At 72.9% G+C, this 18,859-nt stretch carries 22 protein-coding genes; 9 read left to right on the top strand and 13 right to left on the bottom strand.

Translation table 11 applies throughout. The features are described from left to right. Positions 1-645 carry a M15 family metallopeptidase gene (locus D9V37_RS16775; RefSeq protein WP_232524969.1) on the top strand — a complete coding sequence of 215 codons (645 nt, stop codon included), beginning with the start codon at positions 1-3 and terminating at the stop codon, positions 643-645. Here D9V37_RS16775 and D9V37_RS16780 read toward each other — a convergent pair. Then, complete coding sequence (locus D9V37_RS16780) at positions 618-986, bottom strand: sterol carrier family protein (RefSeq protein WP_158604505.1); 369 nt, start codon at positions 984-986, stop codon at positions 618-620. The two genes, D9V37_RS16775 and D9V37_RS16780, sit on opposite strands and share 28 nt — an antisense overlap. 54 nt (positions 987-1,040) lie before the next feature. Between D9V37_RS16780 and D9V37_RS16785 the strand changes: the two genes are divergently transcribed. After that, positions 1,041-1,853, top strand: a complete 813-nt coding sequence (locus D9V37_RS16785) for an Fpg/Nei family DNA glycosylase (RefSeq protein WP_121807288.1) — start codon at positions 1,041-1,043, stop codon at positions 1,851-1,853. Positions 1,854-1,914: 61 nt separating this feature from the next. Here D9V37_RS16785 and purL read toward each other — a convergent pair whose 3' ends face one another. Further along, positions 1,915-4,239: a phosphoribosylformylglycinamidine synthase subunit PurL gene (gene purL, locus D9V37_RS16790; RefSeq protein ID WP_121807289.1), complete on the bottom strand. Its 2,325-nt coding sequence runs from the start codon at positions 4,237-4,239 to the stop codon at positions 1,915-1,917. A 172-nt stretch (positions 4,240-4,411) separates the two neighbouring features. On the opposite strand from purL, the gene D9V37_RS16795 reads away from it, so the two are divergent. Next, on the top strand, positions 4,412-5,734 hold the full coding sequence (locus D9V37_RS16795) for a glycoside hydrolase domain-containing protein (RefSeq protein WP_121807290.1): 1,323 nt from the start codon (positions 4,412-4,414) through the stop codon (positions 5,732-5,734). A 113-nt stretch (positions 5,735-5,847) separates the two neighbouring features. Here D9V37_RS16795 and purQ read toward each other — a convergent pair whose 3' ends face one another. Genes purQ through D9V37_RS16820 form a run of 5 tightly spaced genes read right to left on the bottom strand, consistent with a single transcriptional unit; the run spans position 5,848 to position 9,628 of the window. Beyond that, complete coding sequence (purQ, locus tag D9V37_RS16800; protein ID WP_121807291.1) at positions 5,848-6,516, bottom strand: phosphoribosylformylglycinamidine synthase subunit PurQ; 669 nt, start codon at positions 6,514-6,516, stop codon at positions 5,848-5,850. Further along, positions 6,513-6,758, bottom strand: coding sequence for a phosphoribosylformylglycinamidine synthase subunit PurS (gene purS, locus D9V37_RS16805; protein ID WP_121807292.1), 246 nt, complete (start codon positions 6,756-6,758; stop codon positions 6,513-6,515). The genes purQ and purS overlap by 4 nt, the downstream gene beginning before the upstream one ends. Before the next feature lie 21 nt (positions 6,759-6,779). Then, positions 6,780-8,264 carry an LCP family protein gene (locus D9V37_RS16810; RefSeq protein ID WP_121807293.1) on the bottom strand — a complete coding sequence of 495 codons (1,485 nt, stop codon included), beginning with the start codon at positions 8,262-8,264 and terminating at the stop codon, positions 6,780-6,782. A gap of 25 nt (positions 8,265-8,289) precedes the next feature. After that, complete coding sequence (locus D9V37_RS16815; protein WP_121807294.1) at positions 8,290-8,724, bottom strand: SRPBCC family protein; 435 nt, start codon at positions 8,722-8,724, stop codon at positions 8,290-8,292. 10 nt (positions 8,725-8,734) lie between these two features. After that, positions 8,735-9,628, bottom strand: a complete 894-nt coding sequence (locus D9V37_RS16820; protein ID WP_121807295.1) for a phosphoribosylaminoimidazolesuccinocarboxamide synthase — start codon at positions 9,626-9,628, stop codon at positions 8,735-8,737. A 151-nt stretch (positions 9,629-9,779) separates the two neighbouring features. Here D9V37_RS16820 and D9V37_RS16825 point away from each other — a divergent pair, with 151 nt between their 5' ends. Beyond that, on the top strand, positions 9,780-10,751 hold the full coding sequence (locus D9V37_RS16825; RefSeq protein ID WP_121807296.1) for a sulfotransferase family protein: 972 nt from the start codon (positions 9,780-9,782) through the stop codon (positions 10,749-10,751). A 4-nt stretch (positions 10,752-10,755) separates the two neighbouring features. On the opposite strand, the gene D9V37_RS16830 is transcribed toward D9V37_RS16825, so the two are convergent. The 3 genes from D9V37_RS16830 to D9V37_RS16840 are packed head-to-tail and all read right to left on the bottom strand — an operon-like array spanning position 10,756 to position 13,354. Further along, positions 10,756-11,646 carry a glycoside hydrolase family protein gene (locus tag D9V37_RS16830; RefSeq protein ID WP_121807297.1) on the bottom strand — a complete coding sequence of 297 codons (891 nt, stop codon included), beginning with the start codon at positions 11,644-11,646 and terminating at the stop codon, positions 10,756-10,758. A 32-nt stretch (positions 11,647-11,678) separates the two neighbouring features. Next, the gene (locus D9V37_RS16835; protein ID WP_121807298.1) at positions 11,679-12,785 is read right to left on the bottom strand and encodes a hypothetical protein; all 1,107 of its coding nucleotides are present in this window, start codon (positions 12,783-12,785) and stop codon (positions 11,679-11,681) included. Beyond that, positions 12,782-13,354 carry an RNA polymerase sigma factor gene (locus D9V37_RS16840; protein ID WP_232524971.1) on the bottom strand — a complete coding sequence of 191 codons (573 nt, stop codon included), beginning with the start codon at positions 13,352-13,354 and terminating at the stop codon, positions 12,782-12,784. The genes D9V37_RS16835 and D9V37_RS16840 overlap by 4 nt, the downstream gene beginning before the upstream one ends. Positions 13,355-13,405: 51 nt before the next feature. Between D9V37_RS16840 and D9V37_RS16845 the strand changes: the two genes are divergently transcribed. After that, positions 13,406-13,957, top strand: a complete 552-nt coding sequence (locus D9V37_RS16845; RefSeq protein WP_121807300.1) for a DUF421 domain-containing protein — start codon at positions 13,406-13,408, stop codon at positions 13,955-13,957. Positions 13,958-13,962: 5 nt separating this feature from the next. Beyond that, complete coding sequence (locus D9V37_RS16850; RefSeq protein ID WP_121807301.1) at positions 13,963-14,742, top strand: DNA-formamidopyrimidine glycosylase family protein; 780 nt, start codon at positions 13,963-13,965, stop codon at positions 14,740-14,742. A gap of 1 nt (position 14,743) precedes the next feature. On the opposite strand, the gene D9V37_RS20105 is transcribed toward D9V37_RS16850, so the two are convergent. Then, positions 14,744-14,944 (bottom strand): hypothetical protein, encoded by a 201-nt coding sequence (locus D9V37_RS20105; RefSeq protein ID WP_147455990.1) that lies wholly within the window; start codon positions 14,942-14,944, stop codon positions 14,744-14,746. A 17-nt stretch (positions 14,945-14,961) separates the two neighbouring features. Here D9V37_RS20105 and D9V37_RS16855 point away from each other — a divergent pair, with 17 nt between their 5' ends. Genes D9V37_RS16855 through D9V37_RS16865 form a run of 3 tightly spaced genes read left to right on the top strand, consistent with a single transcriptional unit; the run spans position 14,962 to position 16,772 of the window. Next, positions 14,962-15,546, top strand: a complete 585-nt coding sequence (locus D9V37_RS16855) for a TetR/AcrR family transcriptional regulator (RefSeq protein ID WP_121807302.1) — start codon at positions 14,962-14,964, stop codon at positions 15,544-15,546. Between the two features lie 18 nt (positions 15,547-15,564). Next, positions 15,565-16,173 carry a hypothetical protein gene (locus D9V37_RS16860; RefSeq protein WP_121807303.1) on the top strand — a complete coding sequence of 203 codons (609 nt, stop codon included), beginning with the start codon at positions 15,565-15,567 and terminating at the stop codon, positions 16,171-16,173. Between the two features lie 5 nt (positions 16,174-16,178). After that, positions 16,179-16,772 carry a hypothetical protein gene (locus D9V37_RS16865; protein WP_121807304.1) on the top strand — a complete coding sequence of 198 codons (594 nt, stop codon included), beginning with the start codon at positions 16,179-16,181 and terminating at the stop codon, positions 16,770-16,772. Between the two features lie 114 nt (positions 16,773-16,886). Here D9V37_RS16865 and D9V37_RS16870 read toward each other — a convergent pair whose 3' ends face one another. Next, positions 16,887-17,156, bottom strand: coding sequence for an acylphosphatase (locus D9V37_RS16870; protein ID WP_198412621.1), 270 nt, complete (start codon positions 17,154-17,156; stop codon positions 16,887-16,889). A gap of 275 nt (positions 17,157-17,431) precedes the next feature. Next, positions 17,432-18,850, bottom strand: coding sequence for an adenylosuccinate lyase (gene purB / locus D9V37_RS16875; RefSeq protein ID WP_121807306.1), 1,419 nt, complete (start codon positions 18,848-18,850; stop codon positions 17,432-17,434). Positions 18,851-18,859: the final 9 nt, after the last annotated feature.

Here is an 18,859-nt window from a genome sequence, read left to right on the forward strand (position 1 = left end):
GTGGCCGACCCGGTCGTGCTGATGGCCGACGAGCGCGTGAGCGCGATCCCCGTGGTCGACAACGGCGACAAGATGGTGGACGTGCGCCTGGGCGGCATCGCCTACGACGGCGCCGACGAGGCAGGGGCGTGGCTGCGGGTCGGTCTGGCCCGTCGGCTGCGCGTGGCCGACCTCGCGCTCGGCGAGGACCTGCGGCTGCTGGTGCGGGAGGGGTTCCGGCCGGCGGCCCTGCAGGAGCAGTACTTCGAGCGGTACCGCCGTGGCCTGCTGGCGGCCGACCCGTCGCTCTCGCAGGAGTCGAGCGTGATGCTGGCCAGCCGGTTCATCTCCCCGCCGGCGGTGGCGCCCCACGTCAGCGGTGCGGCCGTGGACCTGACGCTGGCCGACCACCTCGGCCAGCCGCTCGACCTGGGCACGCCCATCGACGCCACGCCCGAGGAGAGCGAGGGCGCCTGCTACTTCGCCGCCGAGAACGTCGGCGGCACGGCGCGCCAGAACCGGGAGACGCTGGCGCTCGCGCTGCAGTCGGCCGGGCTGGTCAACTACCCGACCGAGTGGTGGCACTGGTCCTACGGCGACCGCTACTGGGCGCTGAGCACCGGCCGGCCGGCTGCGGTCTACGGACCGGTCGGCAGCGGCAGGTAGGGGCTCAGGTCGGTGCGCTCGCCCGACGCGCGCACCCGCCCGGCGGCGACGACCTCGGACCAGCTGAGCCGACCGGTGGCCACCGCGACCCAGGTCTCGGCGTCGGTCTCGACCACCGCCGGCGGGGTGCCGCGGGTGTGGCGGACGCCGGGCACCACCTGCACCGCGGCGTAGGGCGGCACCCGTACCTCCACCGAGGCCCCGGGGGCGCGACGCTGCAGCAGCGCGAGGAGGTGCTTGACCAGCAGCCGCAGGTCCTCGCGCTCGCGACCCCCGGCGTCGAACCGGTTCAGCGCCTCCTGGACCTGGTCCTCGGGTGCGGGGGTGAGCTGGCGGGGCACGTCGCTATTGGACCACCGGCCGGACTGCCCCCAGCCGACAGGCAGGCTGGACCCGTGCCGGAGGGAGACAGCGTCTGGAAGGTCGCGCGTCGTCTCGACGACGCGCTGCTCGGCCGACGCCTGGAGCGGGCCGACCTGCGGGTGCCGCGGCTGGCCACCAGCGACCTGACCGGCCGCACGGTGGAGGCAAACGCCACCCACGGCAAGCACCTGCTGACCCGGCTCAGCGGCGACCTCACCCTGCACACCCACCTGCGCATGGACGGCTCGTGGACGGTGACGCGCCCCGGGCGCCGGCTGCCGGCGCGGCTGATGGGCGACGTCCGGGTCGTGCTCGCCACCGCCGGCGGCCCGACGGCGTACGGGATCCTGCTGCCGGTGGTGGAGCTGGTGGCGACCTCGCAGGAGGCGTCGGTGGTGGGCCACCTCGGCCCCGACCCGCTGCGCGAGGACTGGGACCCCGAGGAGGCGGTGCGCCGCCTCGGCGCCGACCCGGCCCGCCCGCTGGTCTCGGCGCTGCTCGACCAGCGACTCATGGCGGGGCTCGGGAACCTATGGGCCAACGAGCTGTGCTTCATCGCCGGCCGCAGCCCGTGGACGCCGGTGGCCGAGGTGGACCTCGCCGGTGTGGTGCGCACCGCTGCCCGGGCACTGCGGCACTCGGCGCGGGTGCCGGGCGCCTACCAGGTCACCACCGGCCGCGGTCGCCGCGGCGAGGACCACTGGGTCGCCGGGCGCTACCGGCGTCCGTGCCGGCGCTGCGGCACCCCGGTGCAGATGGTGCCCGAGATCGCCAACGACCCCGACAACCGGCGGACGTGGTGGTGCCCGGCGTGCCAGCCGGGGCCGGGCCGCGGGTCTGGGTAACGGATCTTGGGTAAGGGATCTGGGAGTTCCCCGCACGAGCGGGGAGTCGTGGGGAACCCGCTCAGCCCAGCGCGGCCGGCAACGTCGCGCTCCAGGTCGCCTGCAGCTCCTCGACGCCGATGGAGAACCAGCCGCTGACCTCGAGGGTGTCGCCGATGGTGGTGCCCAGCTCGGTGGCCGGGACGCCGGCGGTGCGGGCGGCCTCGAGGAAGGCCGGCAGCTGCTGCGGCGCAAGGGTCACCAGGGCTCGGGCGGAGGACTCGGAGAACAGGCTGACGAAGGGGTCGTCGTCGGTCAGGGTGACCGCGGCGCCGACGCCGTGGCGGATGACCGACTCGGCCAGCGCCTGCGCCAGGCCACCCTCGGAGAGGTCGTGCGCCGAGGTGAGCAGGCCGTCGCGGACGGCGTCGGCCAGGAGACCGGCCAGCGCCTGCTCGGCGGGCAGGTCGACGACGGGCGGGCGGCCGCCGAGGTGGTCGTGGACGACGTGGGCCCACTCGCTGCCGGAGAGCTCCTCGCGGGTCTCGCCGAGCAGCACGACGGTCTCGCCGGGCTCGACGAACCCCGAGCGCACGCGCCAGGTGACGTCGTCGATCACGCCGAGCACCGCGACCACCGGGGTGGGGAGGATCGCGGTCTCGCCGGTCTGGTTGTAGAGGCTGACGTTGCCGCCGGTGACGGGCACGCCGAGCTCGAGGCACGCGTCCTTGAGGCCGCGGCAGGCCTCGGCGAACTGCCACATCACGGCAGGGTCCTCGGGCGAGCCGAAGTTGAGGCAGTCGCTCACGGCGAGCGGACGCGCACCGCTGGTGGCGACGTTGCGGTAGGACTCGGCGAGCGCGAGCTGGGCGCCGGCGTACGGGTCGAGGCGGGCGTAGCGGCCGTTGCAGTCGGTGCTGACGGCGACGCCGAGGCCGGTGTGCTCGTCGACGCGCACCAGGCCGGAGTCGTGCGGCTGGGCCAGCACCGTGTTGCCCTGCACGTAGCGGTCGTACTGGTCGGTGATCCAGGACTTGTCGCACAGGTTGGGGCTGCCCAGCAGCTGCAGCAGGGTCGCGCGCAGCTCCTCGCCGGTGTCGGGCCTCGGCAGCGCCTCGGCGGCGTCGGCCTGCAGCGTGTCCTGGCTCTGGGGCCGGGCGAACGGTCGCTCGTAGGTCGGGCCGTCGTGGGCCACCGAGCGCGGCGGCACGTCGACCACCCGCTCGCCGTGCCAGTCGACCTGGAGGTGGTCGCCGTCGGTGACCTCGCCGACGACGGTGGCGTCGACCTCCCACTTGGCGCAGATGGCCAAGAACGCCTCGACGTCGCCGGGCTCGACGACCGCCATCATCCGCTCCTGGCTCTCGCTCATGAGGATCTCCTCGGGCGAGAGACTGGAGTCGCGCAGCGGCACGAGGTCCAGGTCGACGTGCATGCCGCCGTCGCCGGCGCTGGCCAGCTCCGAGGTCGCGCAGGAGAGCCCGGCGCCGCCGAGGTCCTGGATGCCGGCGACCAGGCCGGCGGCGAACAGCTCGAGCGTGCACTCGATGAGCAGCTTCTCCATGAAGGGGTCGCCCACCTGCACGCTGGGCCGCTTCGCCGGACCCGTCCCCCCGCCCGCCGACTCCGTGAAGGTCTCGCTGGCCAGCACGCTGACGCCGCCGATGCCGTCGCCACCGGTGCGGGCGCCGTAGAGGATCACCTGGTTGCCGACGCCGGAGGCCTTGGCCAGGTGCAGGTCCTCGTGGCGCAGCACGCCGACGCACAGCGCGTTGACCAGCGGGTTGCCCAGGTAGGTGGGGTCGAAGACCGCCTCGCCGCCGATGTTGGGCAGGCCCAGGCAGTTGCCGTAGCCGCCGACGCCGGCGACGATCCCGGGCAGCACGCGGTGGGTGTCGGGCGCGTCGAGCGGGCCGAACCGGAGCGGGTCCATCACCGCCACCGGGCGAGCGCCCATGGCGAGGATGTCGCGGACGATGCCGCCGACGCCGGTGGCCGCCCCCTGGTAGGGCTCGACGTAGCTGGGGTGGTTGTGCGACTCGACCTTGAAGGTGACCGCATAGCCCTGGCCGATGTCGATGACGCCGGCGTTCTCGCCGATCCCGGCCAGCATCTTGCCCACCGGCGTCTCCTGCGGCAGCTCGCCGAACTGCTTGAGGTGCACCTTGGAGGACTTGTAGGAGCAGTGCTCGCTCCACATGACCGAGTACATGGCCAGCTCGGCCGAGGTCGGGCGGCGCCCGAGGATCTCGCGGATCCGCTGGTACTCCTCGGCCTTGAGCCCGAGCTCGGCCCAGGGCTGCTCGCGCTCGGGGTCCTGCGTGGCGACGGCGACGGTGTCCAGGCCGGAGGTCACGCGGGGAACGCTATCCGGTCGACCGAGCCGACCGCGCGGGCGGCGGTGCATGGGACCGGGAACGAGCATCCGAACCCGGTCCCCGATCTCGCCGTCCGGCGGGCGGCGGTGAATTACAAGAATGTAGTTAGACCACTCGTCTGTTACTCGTGTGACTGGTGTGGTTTCCTCGTGGGGCCAGACGAACCTTTCGCCCGATTTTGCACCCGGAGACCTCTTCCCCATGAGCCCCCGCTTGCCCGCTCGCGTCCTCGCCGGCCTCGCCGTGCTCGTCGCCACCTCGACGTCGCTGGTCGCGGCCGTACCCGCCCAGGCCGCGAACCCGGTGACGCCCGGCGACATCACCGGCTACGCCTTCGACCAGTGCAACGCGCCGTCGGCCGCAGCGATGGACACCTGGATGGCGAAGTCGCCCTACCGCGGCGCCGGCATCTACATCTCCGGCGACTCCCGTGCGTGCAAGACGCAGGCCAACCTGACCCCCGACTGGGTCGCCCACACCCAGGCCACCGGCTGGCGGCTGCTGCCGCTGACGGTCGGCCCGCAGGCCGGGTGCGCCACCCGCTACTCCAACCAGGTCCGCATCAACGAGGCGACCGCCAGCAACTACGCCGCCGCCCTGGCCCAAGGCAAGGCCGAGGCCGACAAGACCGTGGCCGCGGCGACCGCGCTGGGCATCTCGGCGGCTAGCACCATGTGGTACGACCTCGAGGCCTACAACATCAAGGACGTCGCCTGCCGCGAGTCCGCCCTGCAGTTCCTCTCGGGCTGGACCCAGGAGCTGCACGCCAAGGGGTTCGCCTCGGGCGTCTACTCCAGCGCGGCCTCGGGCATCAAGGCGCTCTCCGACGCCCTGCAGACCCGCCCGACCGCCTTCACCTTCCCCGACCAGATCTGGGTCGCGGACTGGAACAACGCCGCGAACACGCACAGCGACTACATCCCCGACACGGTGTGGGGCAACCGGCAGCGGATCCACCAGTACAAGGGCGGTCACAACGCCACCTACGGCGGAGTCACCATCAACATCGACAGCAACTGGATGGACCTCGGCCCCGTCACGACGGTGCTGAACTCCGCGCAGGTGTGCGCCGGCGTCAACCCGACGCTGAAGAACTACCAGACGCTGACCCCCTCGCACTCCAAGCCGATCTCGACCCGCGTGCTGCAGTGCCTGCTGACCCAGCAGGGCCTCTACTCCGCGCCGGTCACCGGCAGCTACGACGCCACCACCATCGCCGCCGTCAAGGCCTACCGGGCGCGCTACCGGTTCCCCGCCGGGACGACCTGGGGCCGCGCCCAGTGGATCTCGCTGCTGGCCAAGGGCCAGTCGCAGCCCTACATCGGCAAGCGCTGGCACAGCGACGCGCTCAAGCAGGTCCAGCGCGCCATCGTCGCCAGCAAGGCGGCCAAGCCGCTCATCACCGGCCGCAACGGCAAGTCGACCCAGAGCGCGATCCGGTCCTACCAGCGCGCGGTGGGGCTCAAGGCCACCGGGATCGTGAACAAGAAGCTGTGGCGCAAGCTCAACGCCGGGAAGTACTGAGCCGGTGGACGGTTTCCCCGCCTGGGCGGGGAAACCGTCCACCACACCTGGGCGAACCGGGCAGCACGGGGCGGTTTGCTCCCGCGCGCCCGATAAGCCGGTTCGATGAAGACTCAGGACACCAGCGAGCGCAGCACCGAGGTGAAGAACCCGAGGCCGTCGGTGCCCGGGCCGCAGAGGTCGTCCACGGCGTGCTCGGGGTGGGGCATGAGGCCGACGACGTTGCCGCGCTCGTTGCTGACGCCGGCGATGTCGCGCAGCGAGCCGTTCGGGTTGCCGGCCACGTAGCGGGCCACGACCCGGCCCTCTCCTTCGAGGCGGTCGAGGGTCTCGGCGTCGGCGACGTAGCAGCCCTCACCGTTCTTGAGCACGATCGTGACCTCCTCGCCGGCGACGTAACGAGAGGTCCAGGCGGTCCGCGTGCTCTCGATGCGCACCCGCTGGTCCAGGCAGCCGAAGCGGCGCCGCTCGTTGCGGATCAGCGCACCCGGGAGCAGGTGCGACTCGCACAGGATCTGGAAGCCGTTGCAGATGCCGAGCACCGGCATACCGCCGGCCGCCTGCTCGACGACCTGCTCCATCACCGGCGAGAACCGGCTGATCGCACCGCAGCGCAGGTAGTCGCCGTAGGAGAAGCCGCCGGGCAGCACCACGGCGTCGACGCCGTGCAGGTCGGCCTCGCCGTGCCACAGCGCCACCGCCTCGCCGCCGGCCAGCCGCACGGCCCGGGCGGCGTCGACGTCGTCGAGCGAGCCCGGGAAGGTGACGACGCCGATCCTCACTCGACGACCGTCACGGCGTAGTTCTCGATGACCGGGTTCGACAGCAGCGTCTCGGCCATCTGGTGGACCTCGGCCAGCCGGTCCTCGGTGGCCTCGCCCTCCAGCTCGAGCTCGAACCGCTTGCCCTGGCGGACGTCGACGACACCGCTGAAGCCGAGCCGCGGGAGCGCACCGTGGACGGCCTTGCCCTGGGGGTCGAGGATCTCCGGCTTGGGCATCACGTCGACGACCACTCGCACCATGACGCCGATCCTAGAGGGAGCTCATTCGATGCTGCTGTCGGCCTGGGCGTCGGTCTCGGGGTGGTAGCCGCAGTCGTCGGTGGTGCTCGTGGCGGCGGTGGAGTCGGTGGGAGTCGACGTGGCACCGGCCGACGGCGAGGCGGACGGCGTCGAGCTCGGCGTCGAGCTGGCCGCGACCTGCGGGTGGTGCTTGGCCCACAGCCGCGGGTAGAGCGCCTTGTAGACCGCCTGGTGCACGACGCTGAAGTCGGGGTCGTTGGGGTCGAACTGCGCCGAGCGGCTGAACACCACCGAGCGCAGCGGCTGCTGCTTCATCTTCAACGCGAGCTCGACGAACGCCGGCAGCAGCCGCTGCGGGATGTCGGTCCGCATGATCTTCTGCGCGGCGTGCGCCAGCCGGGTGTAGCGCTCGAGCAACCGGGCCGGTGACGCCTCGTCGACGATGGCCTGGATGGCGCATCGCTGCCGGTCCATGCGCAGGTAGTCGCTCAGCCCGTAGCGCCCGCGGGTGAACCACAGCGCGTGGAAACCGTCGAGGTGCTGGTTGGCGCCGGGCTCGATGTAGCCGGTCGGCGGGATGTTCTTGTCGTCGTTGCCGTTGATCGGCACCGGGTAGTTGACGTTGACGGTGATGCCGCCGATGGCGTCGACGATCTGCTGGAAGCCGTGCAGGTTGACCAGCACGTAGTAGTCGACCGGGATGCCCAGGGCGCCCTCCACCGCCTCCTTGACCGCGTCGGCGCCCTCGTTGTCGCTCTTGCCGAGGATGCCGGGGTTGTACGCCGGCACGTTGCGGTAGATGGCGTTGAGCATCGACTCCCCCGGCGAGGAGCCCTCGATGAACCCGTCGGGGTACTTCGCGTGGAGCGGGCTGTCCTTCGGGAACGGGACGTTGCGCAGGTTGCGCGGCAGCCCGAACATCACCGTCCGCCCGGTGCGGGTGTCGATGCTGACCAGCTCGACGGAGTCGGTGCGGATGCCGGTGCGCCCCACCCCGCCGTCACCGCCGAGGAGCAGCACGTTGACCCGCTTCTTGTTGCCCCAGCGGCTCTTCTTGGTGGCGCGGATCGTCGGGGTGGTGGCGGTGTGCTCGTTGGTGACGACGGCGTTGATGGTCTGGCGCTGCACCATCGAGTAGTAGGAGGTGGTGGCCAGGGGGGCGGTGACCAGCACGCCGAGCACCATCGTCATCGCGGCGCCGATGAAGCGCTGCGGGCGGGTGGGCCGCAGCGGCCGGGTGCGCATGTACGTGGCCAGCAGCACCGTCAGCCAGGCGACCAGCAGCAGCCCGGAGGCCACCGCGATCACCATCAGCGTGCTCGGCACGACCGCGAACCGGGCCAGCGAGAGCCCCTGGGACCGCACGTAGAGCGCGGCCACGATCCCGAGCACGACCATGGGGACGACGACGACGCCGATGGTCCAGCGCACGCTGCGCCCGAAGCTGCGCGGGGCGAGCAGCCGCCGCGCGCCTGCGCGATGCGTCGCCTCCGGTCGTCCGCCCACGGGCCGGAATCCTAGACCGGTTTCCTCAGCGGCCCGAGCGCTCGGCGAGAATCTGTGCGGCCCGCCGCAGGTCGGCCCGGACCGCGGGCACGGAAGCCCTGGTCAGCGCCACGCTGAGCGCCGCGGGCACGTACGGCAGGTGGATCGCGAAGCGGAAGCCGACCTCGCAGCCGCCGTCGTGCTCGAGCAGCTCGAGCGACAGGTAGGCACGCACCCCACGCCACTCGCCGTGCTCGGCCCAGAAGTCGTAGGGCTCGTAGGCCTTGGTGCGCATCCGTGGCCGCAGGCCCGGCTTGGTGACGTCGGTCCAGGTCTGGCCGTTGCCGACCTCGCCCACCACGTCCTCGACCCGGCGCAGGCTGGCCTGCCACTGCGCCCGGTTGGCGGGGTCGGCCAGGTAGTCGAAGGCCGTCTCGCGCGGTACCGCGAAGCGGACGGTCCCGCCGGCGGCGCCCTTCACGGCCCCACCCTCACCAGGACTCGCCGGTCAGCAGCTCGAACGCCTCGACGTAGCGCGCCCGGGTGCGCTCGACGACCTCGTCGGGAAGCGCCGGCGGACGGTCGCCGGAGGTGCGGTCCCAGCCGCTCTCGCGCATGAGCCAGCCGCGGACGATGTCCTTGTCGAAGGAGGGCTGCGGACGGCCCGGCTCCCACTCCGAGGTCGCCCAGAAGCGGCTGGAGTCGGGGGTGAGGACCTCGTCGGCCAGCACCACGCGGCCGTCGTCGCGGCGGCCGAACTCGAACTTGGTGTCGGCCAGCAGGATGCCGCGCTCGCGGGCCATGTCGGCGGCGGTCGTGTAGACGCGCAGGGTGAGGTCGCGCAGCTCCTCGGCCGCGGCCGGCCCGACCTCGCGCGCGACCGCGTCGTAGGTCATCGCCTCGTCGTGCTCGCCCACCTCGCCCTTGGTGGTCGGGGTGAAGATCGCCTCGGGCAGCCGGCTGCCGTCGCTGAGACCGTCGGGCAGCGCGATCCCGCACACCTCGCCCGACACCTCGTACTCGCGCAGACCGGAGCCGCTGAGGTAGCCGCGCGCGACGCACTCCACCGGGTACATGGCCAGCTGCTCGCAGACCACGGCCCGCCCGGCGACGGCAGCGGGGACGTCGGTGGACACGACGTGGTTGGCCACGACGTCGCGCAGCCGCTCGAACCACCACAGCGACATCCGGGTCAAGATCGCGCCCTTGTCGGGGATCGTGGTCTCGAGCACGTAGTCGAAGGCGCTGATCCGGTCGCTGGCCACCATCAGCAGCCGGCCGGCGTAGTCGCCGTCGGTGAAGCGGTAGAGGTCGCGCACCTTGCCGGAGTGCACGTGCTCGGTGCCCGGGATGCTCGGTGCCGGCGGGATGTTCGGGTCGGCCACGGCACGAGCCTAGAACGTCCACCGGGGTGCGCCTACCGCGCACGTGCGACGACGGCGCACGAATGCGCGGGGAATCGACGCGCCGGCTGCGCAGGTGTGCGGTTGGCGCACCCCCATGCAGTTTCTCGATCGATTCAGTAGTCTTACCCGCATGCGCGCCCCGCAGCCCGACTTCCTCCTCGTCGGCGCCCCCAAGGCGGGCACGACCGCGCTCCACGCGGCCCTCGCGCTGCACCCGCAGGTCTTCGTCAGCGACCCGAAGGAGCCGAAGTACTGGCTCTGCGACGACGCCCCGCCGCCGGCCTGGCGGGGTCCGGGCGACGCGCACTCCCAGCAGGAGTGGACCTGGCGCCGCCAGGAGTACAGCCGGCTCTTCGAGCCCGCGCCGGCCGACGCGGTCCGCGGCGAGAGCACGCCGTTCTACCTGTGGAGCCGCGGCGCGCACCGTCGCATCGGCGAGCAGCTGCCCGACGTCAAGGTGATCGCGGTGGTGCGCGACCCGGTCGACCGGGCCTACAGCAACTGGATGCACCTGTGGTCCGACGGCTTGGAGCCCGAGGCCGACTTCATGACGGCGTTCGCGCTGCAGGACGAGCGGGTGGCCGCCGGGTGGGCTCCGTTCTGGCGCTACCGCGAGCTGGGGCTCTACGGCGAGCAGCTCGCCCACCTCCACCGCTACGTCGACCCCGCGCAGGTCCTGGTGGTGCGCTACCGCGACATCGTCGACGACCCGCCCGCCACCTTCGACCGCGTGGCGCGCTTCCTCGGCATCGCCGAGGGGCAGGTGGGCTCCGTGCCGCGCGACAACTCCAAGCCGTTCGTGGAGCCCGGCTGGCGCCCGCGGGTGTTCGGCCCGGCGGTCCGAGCGGGGGCGTGGGCGGGCCAGTTCGTGCCGCCACAGGTCTGGCGCCGGGTCAGCGTGCCGGTGATCCAGCAGCTGCGCAGCTCCGACGACGCCCACCGCCCGATGCTCACCCCCGGTGAGCGCGCTCGGCTGGTCCCGTGCTTCGCCGACGACGTCGCGCTGCTCTCGACGATCACCGGCGAGGACTACTCCGACTGGCTCTCCGAGGAGGCCAAGGGATCGTTCGCACAGCGCGCCAAGGCCGCCGGCGCCACGTAGGCGCTCAGCGCACGCAGGTCAGCAGGTCGTGGGCCCCGTCGGGGCGGGCGGCCTCGACGTAGAAGCGGGTGCGGCCGTCGGGCAGCACGACGGCGCTGGCGTAGCGCAGCGCGCCGTCGGAGTACGGCGAGCGCAGCGGCGGCAGGGCGTCGTCGGGCACGAGCCGGGTGCCGTCCCAGCGGGCGACGCCGGTGGTCTCGTACCAGTTCGAGGCGGCGTCGCGGCGGCCGTCGTAGAGCACGGTGAGCGACTCCCCGGGCAGCACCGTGGTCACCCGGGCCCCCCGCTCGTCCCACTCCCCCGGGCGTCCGGCGAGCACTTCTCCGCGGTCGGTCCACTCCAGGCCGTCGGGGCTGGTGAGCCGGCGGGTGGTCATTCGGTCCTCGTGCCCGGCGACGTCGAGCGGGTGGCAGCACAGCCACATCTCCCACGTGCCGTCGCCCAGCTGCCGCACCACCGGATCCTTGACGGCGGTCTCGGCATCGCCGGGCAGGGTGATCCAGCGCTCGCCCGAGGCGAGCTGCTCGGGCGTCTGAGCGGTGAGCGTGTCGACCCACCAGTGCTTGGACGCCGGAGTGGCGCACGAGAGGTAGAGCCGCCAGCCGACGCCGGGTACGGGCACCAGCACGGGCCGCTCGAAGGACTCGGCGGCGAAGTCGCGGCGGTGCACCTCGGTGACGGTCTCGAAGTGCTCGCCGTCCTCGGAGCGGGCGACCCGGACGGTGACGCCGCGACCGTCGGTGAGCGGGCGGCGGTCGCGCCAGGTCAGCCAGAACACGCCGTCGACCAGGACCGCCGACGCCGCGCCGGCCCAGTTGCCCGGTCCCGCCGCCGGCGCGGGCACGACGACGCTCATGTCGTCGTAGCTGGGGAGGGGCAGGGCGCTGACCGGCATGGTCCGATCTTAGTCGACTGTGAGACTCGACATTAGTGCGCGCAGCCCAGTGCGCCCTCGAAGCCGGTCGGCGCCCGGCCGGCGGCGAGGTCGTCGGCGTACTGCCAGACGACCGCGGGGAAGTCGCCGCTGGCGCTCATCTGCTTCAAGATCGCCCAGTCGTGGCTGGTGGAGAGCGCCTGGACCGCACGCTGCCGCGCGGCGGCGTCGCCGTCGGTCCAGCTCCGCAGCCAGCCGCAGGCGACGGCCCCGGTGATCTTCACGCCGTACTGGTAGGAGTCCTGCGGGCCGGTGGCGCTCAGCACGTCGCGGTCGAACCCGGGCGGGAGCGGGATCCCGGCGAGCAGGTCGGTCGTGGTGGTGGCATCGGGCACGACGACCGTGCTGGGCAGGGAGGCCAGCCAGGTGCGGGCGTCGACCTGCCGCAGCTGGGCGACCAGCGCCCGGTAGCCGGCCAGGCCGGGCAGTCCCTGGCTGCGGATCTCGACGAAGATGCCCCGTGCCGGCGGCAGCATCACGGCGTAGTCGCCGCGCTCGTAGGTGACCATCCGGCCCTCGACACCCAGCATCCGCAGGGGCCGCACCGCGCTGACCCGGGCGCGGTCGTCGCGGTAGCCCGCGTAGGAGGAGGCCGGGTACCAGTCCACCTCCAGCGTGCGCGTGCCGGAGCCGAACCCCATCTCGCCGGTGCGGTCGTCCATGGCCAGGTGGGTGACGCTCCAGCCGGGAGCGTCGAGCACCAGCCGCGGGCCGGAGGCAGCCAGCGCGAGGTTGTCGGCGCTGTACGTCGCGACGGCGGTGGAGCTGGCGCTCGGCGTTGCGCTGCTGGTCGTGCTGCTGGTCGTGCTGGTGGTCGTGCTGGTGGTCGCGCTGGGGGTCGTGGAGGCGGCGGGTGCCGGGGCGGGGGCGCTCGCCCGCCGTCCGACGACGGTGGACACGACGACCAGCAGCACGACGACCGCGGCCACGCCGGCCAGCAGCACCACCGTCCGCTGGAGGGGCGGCCGGCGCGCGGCCGGGCCGTGGACGATCTCCTCGAGGAGCTGTCGCTGGGCGGCCTCGAGCCGCGGGTCGAGCGGGACGCCGTCCGGGTACGGGTCACTGGCGGCGAGCGCCCGGTCGAGCTCGGTGTCGTTCATCGGTTCTCCTCGGGGACGAACATGGTGGTGACACCCGAGACATGTCCTGACGGGTCGGCGGCGTCACCGAGCTCGCGGCGCAGCCGGGCCCGCGCGCGGCTGAGCCGGGTACGGACCGCGGCCGGCGCCAGGTCGAGCGCGACCGCGATCTCGCGCGGCTCCAGCTGCTCCCACGCGTGCAGGCGCAGCACCTCGCGATCCAGGTCGCCGAGCCGGTCCATCGCCTCGCGCACGGTGCGCTCGGCCACGACCGCGTCGGCCGGATCGGGTGCGACCCTCGCCGCGAGCGCCCCCCGTAGCTGCCCGCCGAGGCGGGCAGCCAGCCGCTCGCGGCGCATGAGCGTGCGGCGGTGGTTGGCCAGCACGCGACGGGCGACACCGAAGAGCCAGAGCACGGCGTCTTCCCCGTCAGGCAGGTCGCGACGACGTCGCCACGCGACGAGGAACGTCTCCGCCACGATGTCGCCGGCGTCCTCGGCGTGCAGCACGCGACGCATCGCGTACGCCAGGACGCGGTCGACGTGGGCGGCGTAGACCTCGCGGAAGCGCGCCTCGTCGTCCTGCCTCACGACACGCCCATGTCCGGCCGCGGGCGCATCGTGACAGGCAACCATGGAGCCATGTGGAACGACATCCTCGACATGGGCGTCTCGGTGCCGGACAAGATCGTCCGCACCATCGCCGTCTACGTCGCCCTCGCGGTCATCCTGCGGCTGGCCGGCAAGCGCGACCTGGCCCAGCTCAACAGCTTCGACCTGGTGGTGATGCTGCTGCTCTCCAACGTGGTGCAGAACGCCGTCATCGGCCCCGACAACTCCCTGGTCGGCGGGGTGCTCGGGGCGGCCGTGCTCATCGTCGTCAACGCCGGGATCGACCGGCTGGCGCGCCGCTCGTCGAGGTTCGACGCCCTCTTCGAGGGCACGCCGACCGTCCTGGCCCGCGACGGCGCCTTCGTCGAGAAGGCGCTGCGCCACGAGGGCCTGCGCCGCGCCGACGTCTCGGCCGCCGTGCGCCGCCAGAACGCCACCGGCATCGGCGACGTCCGCGAGCTCACGCTCGACCCCGGCGGCGCGCTGGTGGTGGAGCTCAAGGAGGACGCCTGCTCGGCGACCGTGGCCGACGTCCGGCGGCTGGAGGCGAAGCTGGACCGCTTGCTGGCGCAGGCAGGGTAGGAGGCGTGCCGGAGCTGCCCGAGGTCGAGTCCGCGCGACAGGTGATCGCCGACGCGGCCCTGGGCCGCACCATCGCCGACGTCGACGACACCGACCGCTACGAGTGCCGTCCCCACGAGCCCGGGGAGATCCGTGAGGCGCTGCTGGGCCGGACGCTGCTCGACGCCCACCGCCGGGGCAAGTCGATCTGGTGCCCCACCTCCGACGGTGGCCCGGACCTGGGCATCCACCTCGGCATGAGCGGCCGCATCGTCGTCGACGCTCACGAGGGCGGCGACCGGCAGCGTGGACCGGCCCGCAAGGAGGGGTGGTACCGGTTCTCGCTGACCTTCGACGACGGCGGGCGGCTGCGCCTGCTCGACAAGCGGCGGCTGGGCCGGGTGCGGCTCGACCCGGACGTCGAGGCGCTGGGACCCGACGCGGGCGACATCGGCCGCGAGGAGTTCCGCGAGCGCGTCGGGCGTGGAACGGCGCCGCTCAAGGCCCGGCTGCTCGACCAGGCCACCCTCGCCGGGGTCGGCAACCTGCTGGCCGACCAGACGCTGTGGCAGGCGAGGCTCGACCCACGCCGTCCGGCCGGCTCCTTGTCGACCGAGGAGCTCGACGAGCTCAGACGTCAGCTGCGCCAGGCGATCCGCCACGCGATCCGCCACGGCGGCGTGCACACCGGCGAGGTGATCGGCCATCGTGGCCGGGGCGAGCACTGCCCGCGCTGCGGCGCCGAGATGGCGCGCGCCACGGTCGGTGGCCGCACCACGTACTGGTGCCCGGCCGAGCAGGGCTGACCTACGAGGTGCGCGTGCGGGCACCGAGCCAGAACAGGAAGGCGACCGCCGCCACGACCACCACCACGCCCGCCACGGCGCCCGCGTGAGCGACCCCGATCGCGCGCAGCACCAGCCACAGCACGATGCCGACGACGACGGCGCCGGCGAATCCCCCGACGAACGCCAGGCCGCGCCGCGGTCCCGCAGAAGTTCCGCTCATCTCATTACGCTAACTGCATGAGCGGAAATCGTCCAGGCCGCCCGCGCAGCCGAGCCGTGGACCGGTCCGTCCACGAGGCCGCGTGGGCGCTGCTGGCCGAGGGCCACGCCCGCGACCTCTCGCTGGAGCAGGTGGCGCAGCGGGCCGGCGTCGCCACGTCGTCGGTCTACCGGCGCTACCGGTCGGTCGACGACCTGCTCGGTGCGCTGATGGAGGAGGTCTACGCCGAGGTGCCGGTGGCCGACACCGGGTCGGTCGAGGAGGACCTGAGCGCGCTCATGCTCGACGTCGTCGGAGCGTGGTCGCCCCCCGAGCGGCGGCGTGGCTTCCTGGTCGCGCTCGTCGCGGCCCAGGAGGACAACGCCGACCTGGCCGAGGCGTACGGCCGGCAGCTGCGCGCCCGTCGCGAGCAGACCACCCGGATCCTGACGCGGGGAGTCGAGCGCGGTGAGGTCCGCTCGGACGTGGACGCCGAGCTCGTGATGGAGCTGCTGGCCGGCCTCACCGCCCAGCGGCTGCTGGTCTCGCGCCGCCCCTTCACGGAGAAGGAGGCGAGGGCCGTCGTCGACCTTGTGCTCAACGGCGTACGCGGAGCCCGCTGAGGCTGGCAAGGTGGACACGTGCCCGAGTCTCCCGAGGAGTTCTACGCCCGCATCAGCGCCGCGGCCGGCGCCGACGGTCGTCTGCCGCTGCCCGACATGAGCGACTGGCGGCAGTTCCCGTGGGAGGTCGTCGACGGGACGCTCGTGGCGAAGGTGCTGCAGCCACCGGTCGACGCCGAGGAGCCCCGCGAGGGCACCGACCCGTGCCGGGTGTGCCGCAGCTACGGCAGCGACCGGACGATCTGGGAGAACGACCACTTCTTCGTCTCGATGCTTGGCTCGCACTCGCTGCCGCTGGTGCTGTTCCTGCAGACCAAGGAGCACCTCGACTTCCCCGAGCTCGACGACGACCTCGCCGCGGAGTGCGGCCGGCTCGAGGTGACGCTCTGCCGGATCATGGAGGCGCTCCCCCACATCGGGCGCGTTCACGTGATGCGCATCGGCGACGGCGCCGAGCACATGCACGACTGGTTCATCGCCCGACCCGAGCGGTTCGCCCAGATCATCGGCTCGCTGGCGGTCGAGTGGGACGAGATCCTGCCGCCGGTGCCCGAGGAGATCCGTCGCGCCGACGCCCACGAGGTGGCCCGCCACCTCGCCACCCACGACGGCCGGGCGCTGGTGTAGCCGGCGTGCCCGAGTCGCCGGAGGCGCTCTACGCCCGCGTCACCGCGAGCGGGTTGAACCGCACCGACGTCGCGGCGGAGGCGACCTTCCCCTGGCAGGTCGTCGACGGCACGCTGGAGCCGAAGCCGCTGGCGCCACCGGCCGCCGAGCCGGTGGCGCGCACCGGTGCCGACGGCTGCCCGATCTGCGCCTCGCTACCGACCGAGCGCACCATCTGGGAGAACGACGACTTCTTCGTCTCGCGGATGTTCCGCCCCAGCGGCCTGCTGATCCTGTTCCTGCAGACCAAGCAGCACATCGACTTCACCGAGCTCGACGACGACCTCGCCGCCGCGACCGGCCGCTGGGAGGTGATCCTGTGCCGGATCGTCGAGCGGCTGCCGCACGTGGCGCAGACCTACGTGATCCGGTTCGGCAGCGGCGCAGAGCACCTGCACCTGTGGTTCGTGGCGAGACCCGACGGCTTCCCGCAGATCCGGGGCTCCCTGGGCCTGGAGTACGACGAGATCCTCCCGCCGATCCCCGAGGAGGTGCTCGGGCCCGACCTGCACGAGATCGCGCGGGAGTTGGCCACCCATGGCGGTCGGGCGCGGGTCTGAGGGGGCCGCTGGGCGGCGGGGGTTTTGCCGGGTGCCCGGCAAAACCCCCGGAAATTGGCTCCAGATTCGGTAGCGGAGACGAGTTTCGTGGGTCCACCGCCCGTTTCGCGAGGTTCAGGCGACCGTCCGGAAGCCCGACCCGCCCTCGACGGACCCGCTGGTGACCTCGACCCCGGCCACCGACGCCGCGGCCGGGCCGCGGCGGCACCAGTCGACGAGGGCGTCGACGGCGTCCTCGTCGCCCTCCGCGTGGGCCGAGACCGACCCGTCGACCTCGTTGCGCACCCAGCCGACCACACCAAGTCGGGCGGCCTCGTGCTCGCACGCCCAGCGGTACCCCACGCCCTGCACGGTGCCGGTGATCCGGAGCTCGACGGCCTTCACCGCACCGACGCTACCGCCCCGCCGAGGCGTCACATCTCCGCGCGTCAGCGGCGTCGAGACGTCGCATCCCACCGCTCAGGAGGCGGTGAGGCGTCCGGTTTCGACAGCCGACGCCTCAACCGCCCAGACGCGCGGGAACCCGACGCCTCAGCAGCCCCGACGCGCGGGAACCCGACGCCTCAGCCGCCCCGACGCGCGGGAACCCGACGCCTCAGCGTCCCGGACGCGCGGCAACGTGACGCCTCAGCCGCCCAGACGCGCGGAGACCCGACGCCTCAGAGGATCGCGCCGGGCACGTACGCCGCGGCCTCGGGGTCGGCGGCGACGACCTGCTCCACGCGACGCACCACCGCGTCGACCTGGTCGACCGCCGCGCCGGTGAAGTCGATCGGCTCGGCCACCAAGGTGGTGAGCTGGTCGGGGGTCAGGCCCAGGCGGGGGTCGGCGGCGAGCCGGTCGAGCAGGTCGTTGGCGGCGAGGCCCTGGCGCATCTCGAGGGCGACGGCCACCGCGTGCTCCTTGATCGCCTCGTGCCCGACCTCGCGGCCGACGCCGTTGCGCACCGCGGCCATCAGCACCTTCGTGGTGGACAGGAACGGCAGGTAGCGGTCGAGCTCGCGCTGCACCACGGCCGGGAAGACACCGAACTCGTCGAGCACGGTGAGGAAGGTCTGGAACAGCCCGTCGGTGGCGAAGAACGCGTCGGGCAGCGCCACGCGGCGGACGACGGAGTCGGAGACGTCGCCCTCGTTCCACTGGTCGCCGGCCAGCTCGCCGAGCATCGTCAGGTTGCCGCGCACGACGACGGCGAGCCCGTTGACCCGCTCGCACGAGCGGGTGTTCATCTTGTGCGGCATCGCACTGGAGCCGACCTGGCCCTCCGCGAATCCCTCGGTCACCAGCTCGTTGCCGGCCATCAGCCGGATGGTGGTGGCCAGGTTCGAGGGGGCGGCGACCGCCTGCGCGAGCGCGGAGACCGCGTCGTAGTCCAAGGATCGCGGGTAGACCTGGCCGACGCTGGTGAGCACGTGCTCGAAGCCCAGGTGCGCGGCCACCGAGCGCTCGAGCCGGGCCAGCCGGTCGGCGTCGCCGTCGAGCAGGTCGAGCATGTCCTGCGCGGTGCCCATCGGGCCCTTGACGCCGCGCAGCGGGTAGCGCGCGAGCAGGTCGTCGACGCGAGCCAGCGCCACCAGCAGCTCGTCGGCCACGGTGGCGAACCGCTTGCCCAGCGTCGTGGCCTGGGCGGCGACGTTGTGGCTGCGTCCGGCCATCACCAGGTGCTCGTGCTCGGCCGCGAGCCGGGCCAGCCGCGCGAGCGTGGCGACCATCCGCTGCCGCACCAGGCGCAGGCTGTCGCGCACCTGCAGCTGCTCGACGTTCTCGGTCAGGTCGCGCGAGGTCATGCCCTTGTGCACGTGCTCGTGGCCGGCCAGGGCGTTGAACTCCTCGATGCGCGCCTTCACGTCGTGCCGCGTCACCCGCTCGCGCGCCGCGATGCTCTCCAGGTCGACCTTGTCGACGACGTCCGCGTAGGCCTCGACCACCCCGTCGGGCACCGCGACGCCCAGCGACCGCTGCGCCTCCAGCACGGCGAGCCACAGCTGCCGCTCGAGGACGACCTTGTGCTCCGGGGACCAGATCTGGGCGAGGTCGGCGCCGGCGTAGCGCCCGGCGAGCACGTTGGGGATCGTCACGTGACCTCA

Source organism: Nocardioides mangrovicus (genome assembly GCF_003674065.1).
GTDB classification, from domain to species: Bacteria; Actinomycetota; Actinomycetes; order Propionibacteriales; family Nocardioidaceae; genus Marmoricola; species Marmoricola mangrovicus.